The sequence below is a fragment of the Rhodococcus sp. OK302 genome (assembly GCF_002245895.1).
In the GTDB taxonomy this organism is placed as follows: Bacteria; Actinomycetota; Actinomycetes; order Mycobacteriales; family Mycobacteriaceae; genus Rhodococcus_F.
In genome coordinates this window covers 4,457,501-4,472,516 of the sequence record NZ_NPJZ01000001.1, presented here as the reverse complement: position 1 = coordinate 4,472,516, position 15,016 = coordinate 4,457,501, and the positions used below count along the sequence as shown (strand labels likewise).

Here is a 15,016-nt window from a genome sequence, read left to right as displayed (position 1 = left end):
TAAGTAGTTATGCATTCACTTGCACGATGATGCATAATGATGTGCATGACTGAGGACACGCGCAAGCCGATCAGAGTCGCCGTCGCCGGTGCCAGTGGATATGCCGGTGGTGAGGTTCTGCGTCTGCTTCTCGGGCACCCCTCGTATGCCGACGGCAGCTTGGTGATCGGTTCATTGACGGCCGGCGGCAACGCCGGTTCGACGCTTGGCGAGCACCACCCGCACCTTCTTCCCTTGTCTTCGCGAGTGCTCGAAGAAACTACTGTCGAGATCCTTTCCGGTCACGACGTCGTCTTCCTCGGACTTCCGCACGGCAACTCGGCTCAGTATGCAAAGGCGCTGCCGGAGTCGACGGTCATTATCGACTGTGGCGCAGATTTCCGGCTTCAGGACGGCGCACTGTGGGAGAAGTTCTACAAGAGCCCCCATGCCGGGACCTGGCCGTACGGACTTCCTGAATTGCCTGGCGCGCGTGAGAAATTGGTGGGTGCGACGCGTATCGCCGTTCCCGGGTGTTACCCGACCGCTGCGAGCCTCGCTCTGGCTCCGGCCGTTGCTGCCGGAATCGTCGATACGCACGTCAATGTTGTTGCAGTGAGCGGTACCTCCGGTGCCGGACGGGCACCCAAGGCTGATCTGCTCGGCTCTGAGGTCATGGGCTCTGTTCGTGCCTACGGTGTCGGTGGAGTTCACCGCCATACTCCTGAAATCATTCAGAATCTCAAGGCTGCGGGTGGCAAGGACATCAGTGTGTCGTTCACACCGGTCCTGGCACCGATGCCGCGTGGCATCCTCGCGACCTGCACCGCAGCTACTACTGCGACAGAAGAGCAGGCACGGGAAGTCTACGAAAAGGCTTACCGCGACGAGCCGTTCGTTCACGTGCTACCAGCGGGAGTATTCCCGCAGACCGGTGCCGTGATCGGATCCAACGCCGTGCAGATCGGTATCGCCGTCGATACGGATGCCGGTCAACTGGTAGTCATCTCGGCAATCGACAATCTCACCAAGGGCACGGCCGGTGGCGCTGTGCAATCGATGAACCTCGCCCTTGGTCTACCTGAGACCGCAGGTCTCTCTACCGTGGGAGTAGCTCCGTGAGCACCGATAATCCGCAGCACATCGACGCCGCAACCGAATCTGACTTGGTCGACGCGACCGAGGATGACGTGGTCCACGTCGCCGGTGGGCGCCTGCTTCGCACTCAAGGTGTCTCGGCGCCGGCAGGGTTCCGCGCGGCCGGAATTGCCGCCGGTATCAAGAAGAGTGGCAAGTCGGACCTCGCGTTGGTGCTCAACGAAGGACCGGACTTGGCTGCGGCCGGTGTCTTCACATTGAACAAGGTGAAGGCTGCCCCCGTGTTGTGGTCGCAGCAGGTATTGACGACGGGCAAGCTTCGCGCAGTCGTGCTCAATTCGGGTGGTGCCAATGCATGTACGGGTGCCGGGGGTTTCCAGGATGCGCACAAGACTGCCGAAGAGGTCGCGTCGGCACTCAGCAACTGGGGTACCGAAACGGGTGCCGTCGAGGTAGCCGTCTGCTCCACCGGTCTGATCGGTGACCGGTTGCCGATGGACAAGGTGCTTGCCGGTGTGACGGAAATAGTGCACGAACTTGCCGGTGGAATCTCCGGAGGTACGGATGCCGCCTACGCAATCATGACCACGGACACGGTGCCCAAGCAGGCGTCGCTGCACCATGAGAACAAGTGGAATGTCGGCGGAATGGCGAAGGGTGCGGGCATGCTCTCGCCCGCCCTGGCCACGATGCTGTGTGTCGTCACAACCGATGCCGTTGCCAGCGCCGAGCAGCTCGACACCGCTCTGCGTGCCGCCACTCACCTGAGCTTCGATCGTCTCGACGTCGACGGTGCTACCTCGACCAATGACACGGTGCTGTTGTTGGCGTCCGGTGCCAGTGGCGTCGCTCCGAGCCAGGACGAACTGAACGCCGCTGTTCTCGCCGTGTGCGACGACCTCGCCGATCAGATGATGGCCGACGCCGAGGGCGTCACCAAGCGCGTGAAGGTAACCGTTCGCGGTGCCGTCACGGAGTCGGATGCCTTGATCGGTGCCCGGACCGTTGCGCGTGACAGTCTGGTCAAGACTGCACTGTTCGGTTCGGATCCCAACTGGGGACGTGTTCTCGCAGCAGTCGGTATCGCTCCCATCGAGTTGGATCCTGATCGAATCAGCGTGTCCTTCAACGGAAATCCCGTCTGCATCGACGGAGTGGGCGCACCGGGCGCACGCGACGTCGACCTCAGCGGAATCGATATCGAACTTGATATCGATCTGGGGATCGGCAGTGAATCGGTGTCGATCCGCACGACGGACCTCTCGCACGCGTATGTCGAAGAGAACTCGGCGTACTCGTCATGACCGAATCTCTGGCAGAGATCAGCGAGCATCAGAAGGCGCACGTCCTCGCCGACGCACTGCCCTGGTTGCAGCGTTTCCGGGACAAGATCGTGGTGGTCAAGTACGGCGGAAACGCCATGATCGACGACGAACTCAAAACGGCTTTTGCTGCCGACATGGCATTCCTCCGCACCGTCGGAATCCATCCCGTCGTGGTTCACGGCGGCGGACCGCAGATCAATGCGATGTTGGCGCGTCTGGGCATGAAGGGGGAGTTCCGCGGCGGTTTCCGCGTGACGACGCCCGAAGTGATGGACGTTGTGCGGATGGTGTTGTTCGGTCAGGTGGGTCGTGAACTCGTCGGGCTGATCAACGCGCACGGTCCGTACGCGGTCGGCATTTCCGGTGAAGACGCCCACCTGTTCACGGCGACGCGTCGCACCGTTGCGGTCGACGGGGAGCAGACCGATATCGGACTGGTTGGTGACGTCACGACGGTTAACCCCGATGCAGTCTTGGATCTCATTGCGGCAGGACGTATTCCGGTGGTCTCGACCATCGCTCCCGACGTGGACGGCGTGGTTCACAACATCAACGCCGATACCGCTGCGGCTGCGCTTGCCGAGGCGATCGGCGCGGAGAAGCTTGTTGTTCTCACCGATGTCGAGGGCCTGTACACGGATTGGCCGGATCGATCCTCGCTCGCCAGCGAAATCGATACCGACGCGCTGGCAAAGCTTTTGCCGAGCCTCGACGCCGGCATGGTGCCCAAGATGGAAGCGTGCCTGCGAGCTGTTCGCGGTGGTGTTCCGTCGGCGCATGTCATCGACGGAAGGCTCGCGCATTCCGTCCTACTCGAACTTTTCACCGGTGAGGGAATCGGCACGATGGTTGTGCCCGGATCCGACATCACCGAGCCTGGAGACAACTGATGAGCACCTTGGATATGCAGCAGCGGTGGTCCGCCTCGTTGATGAACAATTACGGCGTACCCCGGATTGCCCTTGTTCGCGGTGAGGGAGCTGTTCTTACCGACGCCGACGGCAAGCAGTACGTCGATTTCTTGGCCGGAATCGCCGTCAACATTCTCGGACACGGACACCCGGCAATCATCGAAGCTGTCACACACCAGCTTTCGACGCTCGGTCACGTCTCCAATCTCTATGCGAGCGAGCCGGTTATCGAACTGGCAGAGCAGTTGCTCAGCCATCTCGGTGCCGCGTCGGGTCGGGCGTTCTTCTGCAACTCGGGCACCGAGGCTAACGAGGCAGCGTTCAAGCTTGCCCGCGCAACGGGCCGTAAGAAGATCATTTCTGCCGAGAACTCCTTCCACGGCCGCACGATGGGCGCGTTGGCCCTGACCGGTCAGCCGGCCAAACGGGCACCGTTCGAACCGATGCCCGCGGGCGTCGAATATGTTCCGTACGGCGATATCGAAGCTCTCGATCGTGCTGTCGATTCCGATACGGCGGCAGTGTTTCTCGAACCGATCATGGGTGAGAGCGGCGTCGTCGTACCGCCCGAGGGCTACCTTGTCGAAGCCCGCCGGATCACCGCCGAGCGCGGCGCTCTGCTGGTGTTGGACGAGGTTCAGACGGGCATCGGCCGCACCGGCTGGTTCTACGCCCATCAGGCTGTCGGGATCGTTCCGGACGTCATCACGTTGGCGAAGGGGCTCGGCGGCGGAATGCCGATCGGCGCGTGCATCGCAACGGGAGCTGCTGCGGAGCTGTTCGGTCCCGGAAAGCACGGGACCACCTTCGGCGGAAACCCGGTGTGCGCGGCGGCTGCCCTCGCGGTCTTGAAGACCATTGCGGACGAGGACTTGATCTCGCGCGCAGACAGTTTGGGTAAGTCCATCACCGCCGGGATCGAAGAGCTGGGTCACCCGCTCGTCGACTACGTGCGTGGCTCGGGTTTGCTGCTGGGCGTCGTACTCACCCAGGACGTCGCTCCTGCCGTGGAAAACGCGGCACGCGAAGCCGGGTACCTTGTGAATGCAGCAAATCCCGGAGTCATCCGGTTGGCGCCGCCGTTGATCCTGACGGATGAGCAGGCCGAGACATTCGTGGCAGCGCTGCCTGCCATCTTCGACAGTGCATTATCGGCTGACCAGCCGGGGGAGAAGTAACTACCGTGGTGAAGCATTTTCTCAGGGACGACGATCTCACTCCCGCTCAGCAGGCCGAGGTTCTCGCGCTTGCGGCCGAGCTCAAGAAGAACCCGTTCTCACGTCGTCCGCTCGAAGGACCGCGCGGAGTCGGCGTGATCTTCGAGAAGAACTCGACGCGCACACGTTTCTCCTTCGAGATGGGTATCGCGCAGATGGGTGGCCATGCCGTCGTCGTCGACGGTCGGAGCACTCAGCTCGGTCGCGAAGAGACGTTGCAGGACACCGGACGCGTCCTCTCGCGTTACGTCGACGCTGTCGTCTGGCGTACCTTCGGCCAGAAGCGGCTCGAGCAGATGGCCATCGGCGCAACGATTCCCATCGTCAACGCGCTGTCCGACGAGTTTCATCCGTGCCAGGTTCTCGCGGATCTGCAGACATTGATCGAGCAGAAGGGTGAGCTCAAGGGATTGAAACTGACCTACCTGGGCGATGGCGCCAACAACATGGCGCATTCGCTGATGCTCGGCGGCGTCACCGCAGGCATCGACGTCACAATCGCCAGCCCGGCGGGCTTCGAGCCTGCCGACTGGGTCGTCGCGGCGGCACGCAAGCGGGCCGAGGAAACCGGCGCGACGATCACGCTGACCCAGGATCCGCGCGAAGCAGCAACCAACGCTGACGCCTTGGTCACGGACACCTGGACCTCGATGGGCCAGGAGAACGACGGCCTCGACCGCGTCGGACCGTTCCGTCCCTTCCAGATCAATGCGGAACTGCTGGCCCTGGCCGACCCCAAGGCAGTAGTCATGCACTGCTTGCCGGCGCATCGCGGCGAAGAGGTTACCGACGAGGTGCTCGACGGTCCGCAGAGCGTTGTGTGGGACGAGGCCGAGAACCGCCTGCACGCCCAGAAAGCACTGCTGGTCTGGCTGCTGGAACAGCGAACCGCAGGAACAGCGTGAGCGTCGCTCCCACTCGGGCGGGTCGCCAGTCGCGCATTATCGCGCTGCTGGCGGCGCACCCCGTTCGAAGTCAGACGGAACTGGCGTCGTTGCTCGGGGCCGAGGGCATCGAGGCGACTCAAGCCACGCTCTCCCGCGACCTCGAGGAGTTGGGAGCAGTAAAACTGCGGGCAGCCGACGGCGGGGCCGGGGTGTACGTGGTGCCGGAGGACGGCAACCCCGTGCGCGGTGTCTCGGGCGGCACGGATCGCCTGTCGCGGTTGCTCGGTGAGCTGCTGGTGTCCACCGATTTCAGCGGAAACATGGCGGTTCTCCGGACTCCTCCGGGGGCCGCGCACTACCTGGCGAGCGCACTTGATCGTGCCTCGCTGACCGATATCGTGGGGACTATCGCGGGAGATGACACCATCTTCGTGATGGCCCGGGAACCGCTTTCCGGAGCGGAACTCGCGGCCATGATCGAATCCCTAGCCTGACCCCTTATTCTTGACACAAGATATTCAACCTAAGGAGCACAAAAACAATGGCCGATCGCGTCGTACTCGCCTATTCGGGCGGGCTGGACACTTCTGTTGCCATCAGTTGGATCGGCAAGGAGACGGGTGCTGAGGTTGTCGCCGTCGCCATCGATCTGGGGCAGGGCGGCGAGGACATGGAGGTCGTGCGTCAGCGCGCACTCGACTGCGGCGCAGTCGAATCCGTCGTCGTCGACGCTCGCGACGAGTTCGCGGACGAGTACTGCTTGCCGACCATCCAGGCAAACGCTCTCTACATGGACCGTTACCCGCTGGTCTCGGCTATCAGCCGCCCGCTGATCGTCAAGCACATCGTCGAGGCTGCACGCGCGCACGGCGGCACCATCGTCTCGCACGGTTGCACCGGTAAGGGCAATGACCAGGTTCGTTTCGAGGTCGGCTTCGCCACCCTCGCTCCCGACCTGTCGGTCATCGCACCGGTCCGCGACTACGCCTGGACCCGCGAGAAGGCGATCAAGTTCGCCGAGGACAACAACATCCCGATCAACGTCTCCAAGAAGTCCCCGTTCTCGATCGACCAGAACGTGTGGGGTCGCGCTGTCGAGACCGGTTTCCTCGAGGACCTGTGGAACGCGCCCACCAAGGACGTCTACGACTACACCGAGGATCCGACGGTCAACTGGAACGCTCCTGACGAGCTGATCGTCAGCTTCGAAGCCGGCAAGCCCGTTGCCATCGACGGCCGCAAGGTCACCGTCCTCGAAGCCATCCAGGAACTGAACAAGCGCGCCGGTGCCCAGGGTGTCGGCCGTCTGGACGTCGTCGAAGACCGTCTCGTCGGTATCAAGAGTCGCGAGATCTATGAAGCTCCCGGCGCGATGGTTCTCATCACCGCTCACCAGGAACTCGAGCACGTCACCCTCGAACGCGAACTCGGTCGCTACAAGCGTCAGATGGAGCAGCGTTGGTCCGAGCTGGTCTACGACGGCCTGTGGTTCTCGCCCCTCAAGGATGCACTCGATACGTTCGTCGCCAAGACGCAGGAACGCGTCACCGGCGACATCCGTCTCTTCCTGCACGGTGGAGCAATCACGGTCAACGGTCGTCGTAGCCCCGAGTCGCTCTACGACTTCAACCTCGCAACGTACGACGAGGGCGACACCTTCGACCAGTCCGCATCGAAGGGCTTCGTCGAGATCCACGGCCTGTCCTCGAAGGTCGCGGCAAAGCGCGATCTCGGTCTGTAAGCAATGACGGCACACGGCACGAATGAAGGTGCCCTCTGGGGCGGGCGGTTCGAATCCGGACCGGCCGCCGCCATGGCGGCACTGAGCAAGTCGACTCACTTCGACTGGGTACTGGCTCCGTACGACGTTCGGGCTTCGCAGGCTCATGCCCGCGTGCTCAACAAGGCCGGTCTCCTGAGTGAAGCCGATCTCGCGACCATGCTCGACGGTCTCGAGCAGCTCGGGGCTGACGTCGCGAGTGGCGCCTTCGGCCCGAGCGAGTCGGACGAGGACGTGCATGGCGCTCTCGAACGCGGCCTGATCGAGCGTGTCGGTCCTGAGGTCGGCGGACGTCTGCGTGCCGGTCGTTCACGTAACGACCAGGTGGCGACACTGTTCCGCATGTGGCTCCGTGACGCGGTTCGCCGCATCTCGACCGGTGTGCTCGACGTTGTCGACGCTCTGGCTGGTCAGGCCGCTGCGCATCCCGATGCCGTGATGCCGGGCAAGACGCACCTGCAGGCTGCTCAGCCGGTGCTGCTGGCGCATCACTTGCTGGCTCATGCCCATCCGCTTCTGCGTGATGTGCAGCGTCTGCGGGACTTCGACGTGCGAGCTGCGGTGTCCCCGTACGGTTCTGGCGCGTTGGCTGGTTCTTCGCTCGGACTCGACCCCGAAGCTATTGCGGCAGAACTGAAGTTCGACAGCTCGGCAGAAAACTCGATCGACGCCACGGCGTCGCGCGACTTTGCCGCCGAGGCTGCGTTCGTGTTGGCGATGATCGGTGTCGATCTCTCACGGATGGCCGAAGAGGTCATCATCTGGAGCACACCGGAATTCGGCTACATCACGCTTGCCGACGCTTGGTCGACGGGTTCGTCGATCATGCCGCAGAAGAAGAATCCGGATGTCTCGGAACTGACACGCGGTAAGTCAGGTCGCCTGATCGGTAACCTCACCGGATTGTTGGCGACGCTCAAGGCTCAGCCATTGGCGTACAACCGGGATCTGCAGGAAGACAAGGAACCGGTCTTCGATTCGGTTGCTCAGCTCGAAATGTTGCTCCCGGCCATCACCGGTCTGGTGCAGACGCTCGAGTTCCACACCGAGCGCATGGCGGAGTTGGCTCCGGCCGGTTTCACCTTGGCTACGGACATCGCGGAATGGATGGTCCGTCAGGGCGTTCCGTTCCGCGTGGCCCACGAAGCAGCCGGCGCGTGCGTGCGGGTTGCCGAGGCGCGGGGCGTCGGACTCGAAGATCTGACGGACGAAGAACTGGCCGGTGTCGACAGTGCGTTGACGCCGGCAGTGCGCGAGGTTCTGACCGTCGAGGGTTCCATCGCGTCGCGCAATGCGCGCGGCGGAACCGCCGGGGTTCGGGTAGCCGAGCAACTTGACGGCGTCCGTACGCTCGCACAGTCGCTGCGAGAGTGGTCGCTCTAGGTTCTAAGGTCACTGTCTTACGCGGTCAGGGAGCATTTTGTGCTCCCTGGCCGCGTATTTGTTTTTCGGGACAGTAGGCTAATTGCGCTTGAGACAAATGCGACCGACCTGATGTTGCAAGTAACTTGGGAGTGAAATGGTGGGATTGAATTCCAAGTCAGTGCTGGGCCCTCTTCGGCGGGTGGTTGCGACAGCACAGAACGGCCTCGAAGTTGTTCGTCTGGGTGGGCTCGAGACGGATCTGACGACGTCGCCGTTCGAGATTGTCGAACGCGCGCCGATGTACCGTCTGCGACGATATTTTCCCGATGCTGATCCTGCAGTGGCAGGTCCGCCTATCGTGTTGATTCCGCCGATGATGATGTCGGCCAACGTGTACGACGTCACCCGGGATCAGGGTGCCGTCGGCATTCTGCACGGGATGGGACTCGATCCTTGGGTTGTCGACTTCGGGTCGCCGGACGCCGAAGAAGGTGGCTGGGATCGTAATCTCGCCGACCACATCGTTGCGCTGAGTGACATCGTCGACCACGTCCATCGTCACACCGGCAAAGATGTTCACCTTTCCGGCTACTCGCAGGGTGGAATGTTCGCCTATCAGGCGGCCGCGTATCGGCGCAGTCGAAACATTGCCAGCGTCATCACTTTCGGAAGCCCTGTGGATACGTTGGCCGCGCTGCCTTTCGGTATCCCGGCCGGGATCGCCACGTGGGGTGCCGATTTCCTGGCCGATCACGTCTTCAACAGACTCGCGGTCACCGGCTGGATGGCCCGCACCGGCTTCCAATTGCTCGATCCGATCAAGACGCTCAAGATGCGTGTGGATTTCCTCCTGCAACTTCACGATCGTGAAGCACTCCTTCCACGTGAACAGCAACGACGCTTCTTGGCGACGGAAGGGTGGGTCGCCTGGTCGGGGCCCGCAGTCGCAGAACTGCTCAAGCAGTTCATCGTTCACAACCGGATGATGTCCGGCGGGTTTGTGATCAAGGATCAGGTGGTGTCGCTCGCCGAAATCACGTGCCCCATTCTGGCGTTTGTCGGTGAGGTCGACGATATCGGCCAGCCTCAGGCGGTCCGCGGCATCACCCAGGCGGCGCCGCGTGCTGATGTCTACGAATCAACCTTGCGCGCAGGGCATTTCGGTCTGGTAGTAGGTTCGACCGCAGCCAACCATACGTGGCCGACTACCGGGGAATTTGTACAGTGGACCGAAAAGGGCGGGAAACTCCCGGATCGTGTCGACCACATGCCCCAGGGTCCGTACCTCGAAGACGAGACCGGCGTGTCCATCAGCAACCGGATCATCCACACCGTGGCGTCTGTCGCGGAGGTCGGTGTCGGTATGACCAAGGGCATCAGCGACCTTGCTGCCGGCGCATTGCGTGGAACGTTCGAACTATCCAATGAAGCCGCCCGAGCATTGCCCAGGTTGGCGAGGCTCAATCAGATTCAGCCGCATACCAAGATCTCGCTCAGTCAGCTTCTGGCGGAACAACGGCGCAAGGCGCCGTCCGGAGAGTGCTTCCTCTTCGACAATCGCGTTCACACCTACGAAGCCGTCAATGCACGTATCGACAATGTTGTTCGCGGCTTGATATCCGTGGGTGTACGTCCGGCAGCTCACGTCGGCGTGCTGATGGAGACGCGACCCAGTGCGCTTGCGGCAATCTCGGCGCTCTCGCGTCTCGGTGCCGTCGCCGTCATGCTCCCGCCGGGCGGCGACGTCGCCACTGCCGTCAAACTCGGAGCGGTAGACCGAATCATCACTGATCCGGAGAACGTCGAAGCTGCGGTCACGCTCGGCCGGCCAGTCCTGGTGTTGGGTGGCGGCGATGCGCGCGGACTGGCCATCGATCCATCCCACGACGTGATCGATCTCGAACAGATCGATCCGGCGGCGGTGAACTTGCCGGGTTGGTACCGGCCGGATCCAGGCATCGCGCGCGAACTCGCGTTCATCATCTTCGCGGAGTCCGGGGGCGAACTCGAAGCGAAGCAGATCACCAACTATCGTTGGGCGCTCTCCGCGTTCGGTACGGCAACCGCCGCCGACCTCGATCGCGGCGACACAGTCTATTGCCTTGCACCCCTGCATCATTCATCGAGTTTGTTGGCGACCATCGGTGGCGCAATGGCGGGCGGATCCCGGATCGCACTGTCGCGTGGCCTCGATCCGGCGCGTTTCGTGGAGGAGATTCACCGGTACGGAGTGACCGTCGTCAGCTATACGTGGTCGATGATGCGCCAGATTCTGGACGAAGACCTGCTGTTGCTCGACGGCAGTCATCCGGTACGGCTCTTCATCGGTTCGGGCATGCCACAGGGGCTGTGGAAGCGGACCACCGAAGCGTTCGATCCGGCACAGATCCTCGAGTTCTACGCGTCTACCGAGGGCGATGTCATCCTCGCCAATGTCGCCGGATCCAAGATCGGGTCCAAGGGTCGTCCGTTGCCCGGCAGCGCCCGAGTTCGGCTGGCGGCCTACGAGCCACTCAGCGGTCGACTCCTCGAAAACGAGGACGGATTTGTTCGCGAGTGCGCCGACGACGAGGTCGGATTGTTGCTCGGGCGAGCAGGCATGAACGCTGATCTGTCCGGAGGAGCAATGCGCGGTCTGTTCGAGGCCGGCGATTCGTGGATTCCGACCGAGAATCTGTTCCGACGCGATCCGGACGGCGACTACTGGTTGGTCGACCACAAGCACACCGTCATGTCGACGGTTCGGGGAGCGGTTTTCACTGCTCCGATCGTCGACGCTCTGTCGAGTGTTCCTCGCGTGGACCTTGCTGTTGCCTACGCGATCGGTCAGGCCCCGCATCAGTTGGCGGTGGCGGCGGTGACGTGGCTGCCGGGTCGGCAATTCCGCTCGGCAGAACTCGCCGAGGCGTTGTCGAAACTCGATTTCAACGCTCGTCCGGACATCGTTCACGTGGTTGACAGCATTCCGGTGGGTTCGTCGTATCGCCCGAGTTCGACGGCGCTGATCGCGGCGGGTGTGCCTGCGCCGGGCCCGCGGACCTGGTACTTGGACTCCGAAACCCAGTCGTACAAGCGGCTGACCAAGGCCGTTGCGGCTCAGTTGATGCCGACGAGGGTGGGTACCGGGTCTCGGTGAGTGGTTCGACGGTGTTCGGCGGGTAGCCTGAACACGCTCAGTTCGTGTTCGGTTCGAGAGGAAAAACGTGGCTATTGATTCGACGTTGCTCAGCATTCTGGCCTGCCCGCAAGACAAGGGCCCGCTGTTGCTGGTCGGGGACGAGCTGCTCTACAACCCTCGCCTTCGGCGCGCCTACCCGATCGAGAACGGTATTCCGGTGCTGTTGATCGACGAGGCTCGTGACGTTGCAGACGACGAGCATGAGCAGCTACTTGCACAGTCCGGCGAAGCCGACAGCCAGGCTTAGATCGGGATTTCTCCCGTGAGGTACCGCTGGAGGTTCGGAGCCACCAGCGGTACCAGCGCGTCGACGCTCAGTGATTTCAGCGGATCGAGCTCGAGAATGTAGCGCGTCATCAAGAGTCCCGCGATCTGCGACGCGACCAACTCCGCTCGGAGGAGTCCGCTCCCGGGCGGCGAATCCACTCGCGGGATGATGTCGCGCAAGACGATGTTCAGTAGGAAACTCTGGATCAACTGTGATCCGTCGCCTGAAATCGCTGATCGAAATGCGGCGAGAATCGCGTCGCGGTGTTCGGATTCCCAGACGCCGAGCACGGCCGTCAGCAGGGTGGCGCCCAGGTTTTCGTTCGTTGATGCCTGAACAGGCGCGAGGACGATTTTCGGATCCAGCGGTAGTGCGATGGCAGCGGTGAACAGCTGTTCCTTGCTGCCGAAATAGTGGTGGATCAGGGCCGGGTCGACGTCGGCGTCCGAGGCGATGGATCGGACAGTCGCCTCCCGGAATCCGTTCCGTGAAAATGCGCGTCGGGCGCTGTCGAGAATCTGTGTTCGAGTCTCGGACTTGCCGGGGCGCCGGCCTGATCGCGGCGGGATGTCGCGGATGTTCACGGTGTTCGGCGATCGAGGGTCGCTGCTGCCAGTGACAACGCTGCGGCGGCAAAACCAGCCATGATTGCGAGGTCACGCCACATCTGGCCGGTTGCGTCAGCGTGAATCGACACCTGTTCGAGCGCGTCGACGGCGTAACTCAGGGGGAGTACGTTGCTGATCCATTCAAGCCAGGTCGGTAGCTGATCACGGGGTACGAACAGTCCGCACAGGAACAGTTGGGGAACCACCACGACGGGCATGAATTGCACCGCTTGGAACTCGGTTTTGGCAAAGGCACTGGCCAGCAGGCCGAGGGCGACTCCGAGGATTGCGACCAGAACGGCGATCACGATCACCCACCCCAGACTGCCGGCGATCGTCACCCCCAGGAATCCGAACGCGACGGCGCATGCGAGAGCCGCCTGAGCCGCTGCGGACAGTGAGAATGCGGCCGCATATCCGGCCAGCAGATCCAATTTGCCCATCGGCGTTGTCAGCAGGCGTTCGAGAGTGCCGGAACTCCGTTCCCGCTGCATGGCGATGGAGGTAACCAGAAACATCACGACAAAGGGCAAGATTCCGAGCATGGTGATGGCGACGCGTTGAAAGATCGAAGTGTGGCCGGGTGCGGTCGGCACGTCCTGGTAGAGGAAGTACAGCAGGACCATCAGGAGCGTCGGAACCAACAGGATCATCGCGACCGTGCGGTGATCCTGACGTAGCTGCAGGAGAATTCTTCGTGTTGTTGCTCCGAAGATGTTGACGCTCATGATATTTCGCCTCCGACGGGTGAAGTCCGGATCAATTCGAGGAATGCGTCTTCCAGACGATCGCATCTGGTTTTGGTGCGAAGGTCGTCGGGGGTGAGCTGCGCCAGGAGGTAGCCGTCGCGCATCAGGATCAGCTGCGCGCAGTGATCTGCTTCGTCCATGACGTGACTCGAGACGAGGAGTGTTGTGCCACGTTTTGCGAGTTCGGCAAATCGTTCCCACAGCTCGACACGAAGGACCGGATCGAGCCCGACTGTCGGTTCGTCGAGAACCAGCAGTTCAGGGTCGGCGACGAGTGCGCACGCGAGCGATACCCGAGTTGCTTGTCCGCCGGAGAGGTCTGCGGCGAGCTGGTGTGCGTTTTTGGTGAGGCCGACGGTATCTATTGCGGCGCGAACGTCAGCCGCGGACTTGCCGTAGAGAGCGCCGAAATACTGCACGTTGCGGGTGACCGTCAGATCTCCGTAGACGCTGGGGGATTGGGTGACGTAGCCGACGCGGCGCCGAAGGGCGGCCGACCCGGCATTGTCGCCCAAGACCTTGACGTCGCCGCTTTCGACGATCTGAGTTCCGACAATCGTGCGCATCAGCGTTGTCTTTCCGCAGCCCGACGGACCGAGAAGTCCGGTGATCGATCCGCTGGCAACCTGAAGGTCGATGGAGTGGAGAACCTCGGTCTTTCCACGGATTACGCGAAGACCTCGAATGTCGATTGCCGGGTTGGTGGTCACTGTGTGCCTCACTTCCAGTAATTCATCACTTGATGAATTATCTGACGCGGCGTGCCCGGGAGTCAACGGTTAGGCACAATTGAGCAGGTGAGCATCAAGGTTCTGGCGGACGTGACCAGTCCACGCGACGCGGGCCTGATCATTCTGGGTTCTACCCTGACGGTCGACGACGTGTCACTGCGAATAGTCGAGGTGGAGGCATACGGAGGGGAGAAGGTCGGGCCGTGGCCGGACCCGGCAGCGCACTCCTATCGAGGGCAAACGCCGCGGAACAGGGTGATGTTCGGGCGGGCCGGATTGCTCTACGTCTACCGCAGTTACGGAATGCACTTCTGCATGAACATCTCGTACGGACCCACCGGAGTCGCAGGTGGTGTCCTATTGCGGGCTGCGGAGGTCGTGGCCGGAGATGACGTCGTCAAGAATCGACGCTCCCGTGCTCGGCATAAGTACGACTGGGCGCGCGGGCCAGGCAATCTTGGCTCGTCCGTGGGAATCTCGTTGGCGGACAACGGAACGGACGTCTTCGACTCGACTTCGCGAGTGCATCTGCAGTTGGGAGAAGTCGAGATCTGGAGTGAAGGCCCCCGCGTGGGAGTCAGTACGGCCGCGGACATTCCCTGGCGACTGTGGATTCCGGATTCTTCCGCCGTGTCCGCCTACCGTCGAAGCCCACGAGCGCCTGCCGTTTCGTAGAGGTGGGATGATCGACCCCGTGACTGAGAATATTCTCGACGAACTGACCTGGCGCGGACTGATCGCCCAATCAACCGATCTCGACGCATTGCGTAAGAATCTCGAGGCGGGACCGATCACGCTGTATGCCGGGTTCGACCCCACCGGGCCGAGCTTGCATGCCGGTCACCTCGTTCCTCTGCTCGCTCTCAAGCGTTTTCAGCGTGCCGGCAACCGTCCGATCGTTCTCGCCGGCGGCGCTACCG

15 protein-coding genes (1 of these 15 only partly in view) are annotated in these 15,016 nt (G+C 62.3%); 12 read left to right on the top strand and 3 right to left on the bottom strand.

The window, feature by feature from the left end:
• Positions 1–45 precede the first annotated feature (45 nt).
• The 10 genes from argC to BDB13_RS20470 all read left to right on the top strand — a co-directional run bounded on the left by argC (position 46) and on the right by BDB13_RS20470 (position 11,987).
• Positions 46–1,101 (top strand): N-acetyl-gamma-glutamyl-phosphate reductase, encoded by a 1,056-nt coding sequence (gene argC / locus BDB13_RS20515; RefSeq protein WP_094273452.1) that lies wholly within the window; start codon positions 46–48, stop codon positions 1,099–1,101.
• Between the two features lie 44 nt (positions 1,102–1,145).
• On the top strand, positions 1,146–2,381 hold the full coding sequence (gene argJ / locus BDB13_RS20510; protein WP_094275063.1) for a bifunctional glutamate N-acetyltransferase/amino-acid acetyltransferase ArgJ: 1,236 nt from the start codon (positions 1,146–1,148) through the stop codon (positions 2,379–2,381).
• On the top strand, positions 2,378–3,292 hold the full coding sequence (gene argB / locus BDB13_RS20505; protein WP_094273451.1) for an acetylglutamate kinase: 915 nt from the start codon (positions 2,378–2,380) through the stop codon (positions 3,290–3,292). Before argJ ends, argB begins: the two co-directional genes overlap by 4 nt.
• Positions 3,292–4,491: an aspartate aminotransferase family protein gene (locus BDB13_RS20500; RefSeq protein WP_441347204.1), complete on the top strand. Its 1,200-nt coding sequence runs from the start codon at positions 3,292–3,294 to the stop codon at positions 4,489–4,491. Before argB ends, BDB13_RS20500 begins: the two co-directional genes overlap by 1 nt.
• A gap of 5 nt (positions 4,492–4,496) precedes the next feature.
• Positions 4,497–5,435, top strand: a complete 939-nt coding sequence (argF, locus tag BDB13_RS20495) for an ornithine carbamoyltransferase (protein WP_094273449.1) — start codon at positions 4,497–4,499, stop codon at positions 5,433–5,435.
• The gene (locus BDB13_RS20490; RefSeq protein ID WP_206042441.1) at positions 5,399–5,911 is read left to right on the top strand and encodes an arginine repressor; all 513 of its coding nucleotides are present in this window, start codon (positions 5,399–5,401) and stop codon (positions 5,909–5,911) included. The genes argF and BDB13_RS20490 overlap by 37 nt, the downstream gene beginning before the upstream one ends.
• A gap of 47 nt (positions 5,912–5,958) precedes the next feature.
• On the top strand, positions 5,959–7,158 hold the full coding sequence (locus BDB13_RS20485) for an argininosuccinate synthase (RefSeq protein ID WP_094273447.1): 1,200 nt from the start codon (positions 5,959–5,961) through the stop codon (positions 7,156–7,158).
• 3 nt (positions 7,159–7,161) lie between these two features.
• Positions 7,162–8,580 carry an argininosuccinate lyase gene (gene argH, locus BDB13_RS20480; RefSeq protein ID WP_094273446.1) on the top strand — a complete coding sequence of 473 codons (1,419 nt, stop codon included), beginning with the start codon at positions 7,162–7,164 and terminating at the stop codon, positions 8,578–8,580.
• A gap of 136 nt (positions 8,581–8,716) precedes the next feature.
• Complete coding sequence (locus BDB13_RS20475; RefSeq protein ID WP_094273445.1) at positions 8,717–11,698, top strand: acyl-CoA synthetase; 2,982 nt, start codon at positions 8,717–8,719, stop codon at positions 11,696–11,698.
• 67 nt (positions 11,699–11,765) lie between these two features.
• Positions 11,766–11,987, top strand: a complete 222-nt coding sequence (locus BDB13_RS20470; protein ID WP_094273444.1) for a Trm112 family protein — start codon at positions 11,766–11,768, stop codon at positions 11,985–11,987.
• Here the strand turns inward: BDB13_RS20470 and BDB13_RS20465 are convergent.
• The 3 genes from BDB13_RS20465 to BDB13_RS20455 are packed head-to-tail and all read right to left on the bottom strand — an operon-like array spanning position 11,984 to position 14,075.
• A complete protein-coding gene (locus BDB13_RS20465) occupies positions 11,984–12,592 on the bottom strand; it encodes a TetR/AcrR family transcriptional regulator (RefSeq protein WP_094273443.1) in 609 nt (202 codons plus the stop codon). The two genes, BDB13_RS20470 and BDB13_RS20465, sit on opposite strands and share 4 nt — an antisense overlap.
• Positions 12,589–13,344: an ABC transporter permease gene (locus tag BDB13_RS20460; RefSeq protein WP_094273442.1), complete on the bottom strand. Its 756-nt coding sequence runs from the start codon at positions 13,342–13,344 to the stop codon at positions 12,589–12,591. Before BDB13_RS20460 ends, BDB13_RS20465 begins: the two co-directional genes overlap by 4 nt.
• On the bottom strand, positions 13,341–14,075 hold the full coding sequence (locus tag BDB13_RS20455; RefSeq protein WP_094273441.1) for an ABC transporter ATP-binding protein: 735 nt from the start codon (positions 14,073–14,075) through the stop codon (positions 13,341–13,343). Before BDB13_RS20455 ends, BDB13_RS20460 begins: the two co-directional genes overlap by 4 nt.
• 87 nt (positions 14,076–14,162) lie before the next feature.
• Between BDB13_RS20455 and BDB13_RS20450 the strand changes: the two genes are divergently transcribed.
• Positions 14,163–14,771, top strand: a complete 609-nt coding sequence (locus tag BDB13_RS20450; protein WP_094273440.1) for a DNA-3-methyladenine glycosylase — start codon at positions 14,163–14,165, stop codon at positions 14,769–14,771.
• Positions 14,772–14,790: 19 nt separating this feature from the next.
• A protein-coding gene (gene tyrS / locus BDB13_RS20445; protein WP_094275062.1) for a tyrosine--tRNA ligase crosses the window boundary here: on the top strand, positions 14,791–15,016 show its 5' portion. Its footprint extends 1,052 nt past the window's final position; 226 of the gene's 1,278 nt are visible here — the first part of the coding sequence; it begins with the start codon at positions 14,791–14,793; its stop codon lies beyond the right edge, outside the window.

Coding starts and splice junctions, on each gene's coding strand:
- argC (WP_094273452.1), top strand. CDS start 46: ATGACTGAGGACACGCGCAAGCCGATCAGAGTCGCCGTCGCCGGTGCC.
- argB (WP_094273451.1), top strand. CDS start 2,378: ATGACCGAATCTCTGGCAGAGATCAGCGAGCATCAGAAGGCGCACGTC.
- BDB13_RS20500 (WP_441347204.1), top strand. CDS start 3,292: ATGAGCACCTTGGATATGCAGCAGCGGTGGTCCGCCTCGTTGATGAAC.
- BDB13_RS20485 (WP_094273447.1), top strand. CDS start 5,959: ATGGCCGATCGCGTCGTACTCGCCTATTCGGGCGGGCTGGACACTTCT.
- argH (WP_094273446.1), top strand. CDS start 7,162: ATGACGGCACACGGCACGAATGAAGGTGCCCTCTGGGGCGGGCGGTTC.
- BDB13_RS20475 (WP_094273445.1), top strand. CDS start 8,717: ATGGTGGGATTGAATTCCAAGTCAGTGCTGGGCCCTCTTCGGCGGGTG.
- BDB13_RS20460 (WP_094273442.1), bottom strand. CDS start 13,344: ATGAGCGTCAACATCTTCGGAGCAACAACACGAAGAATTCTCCTGCAG.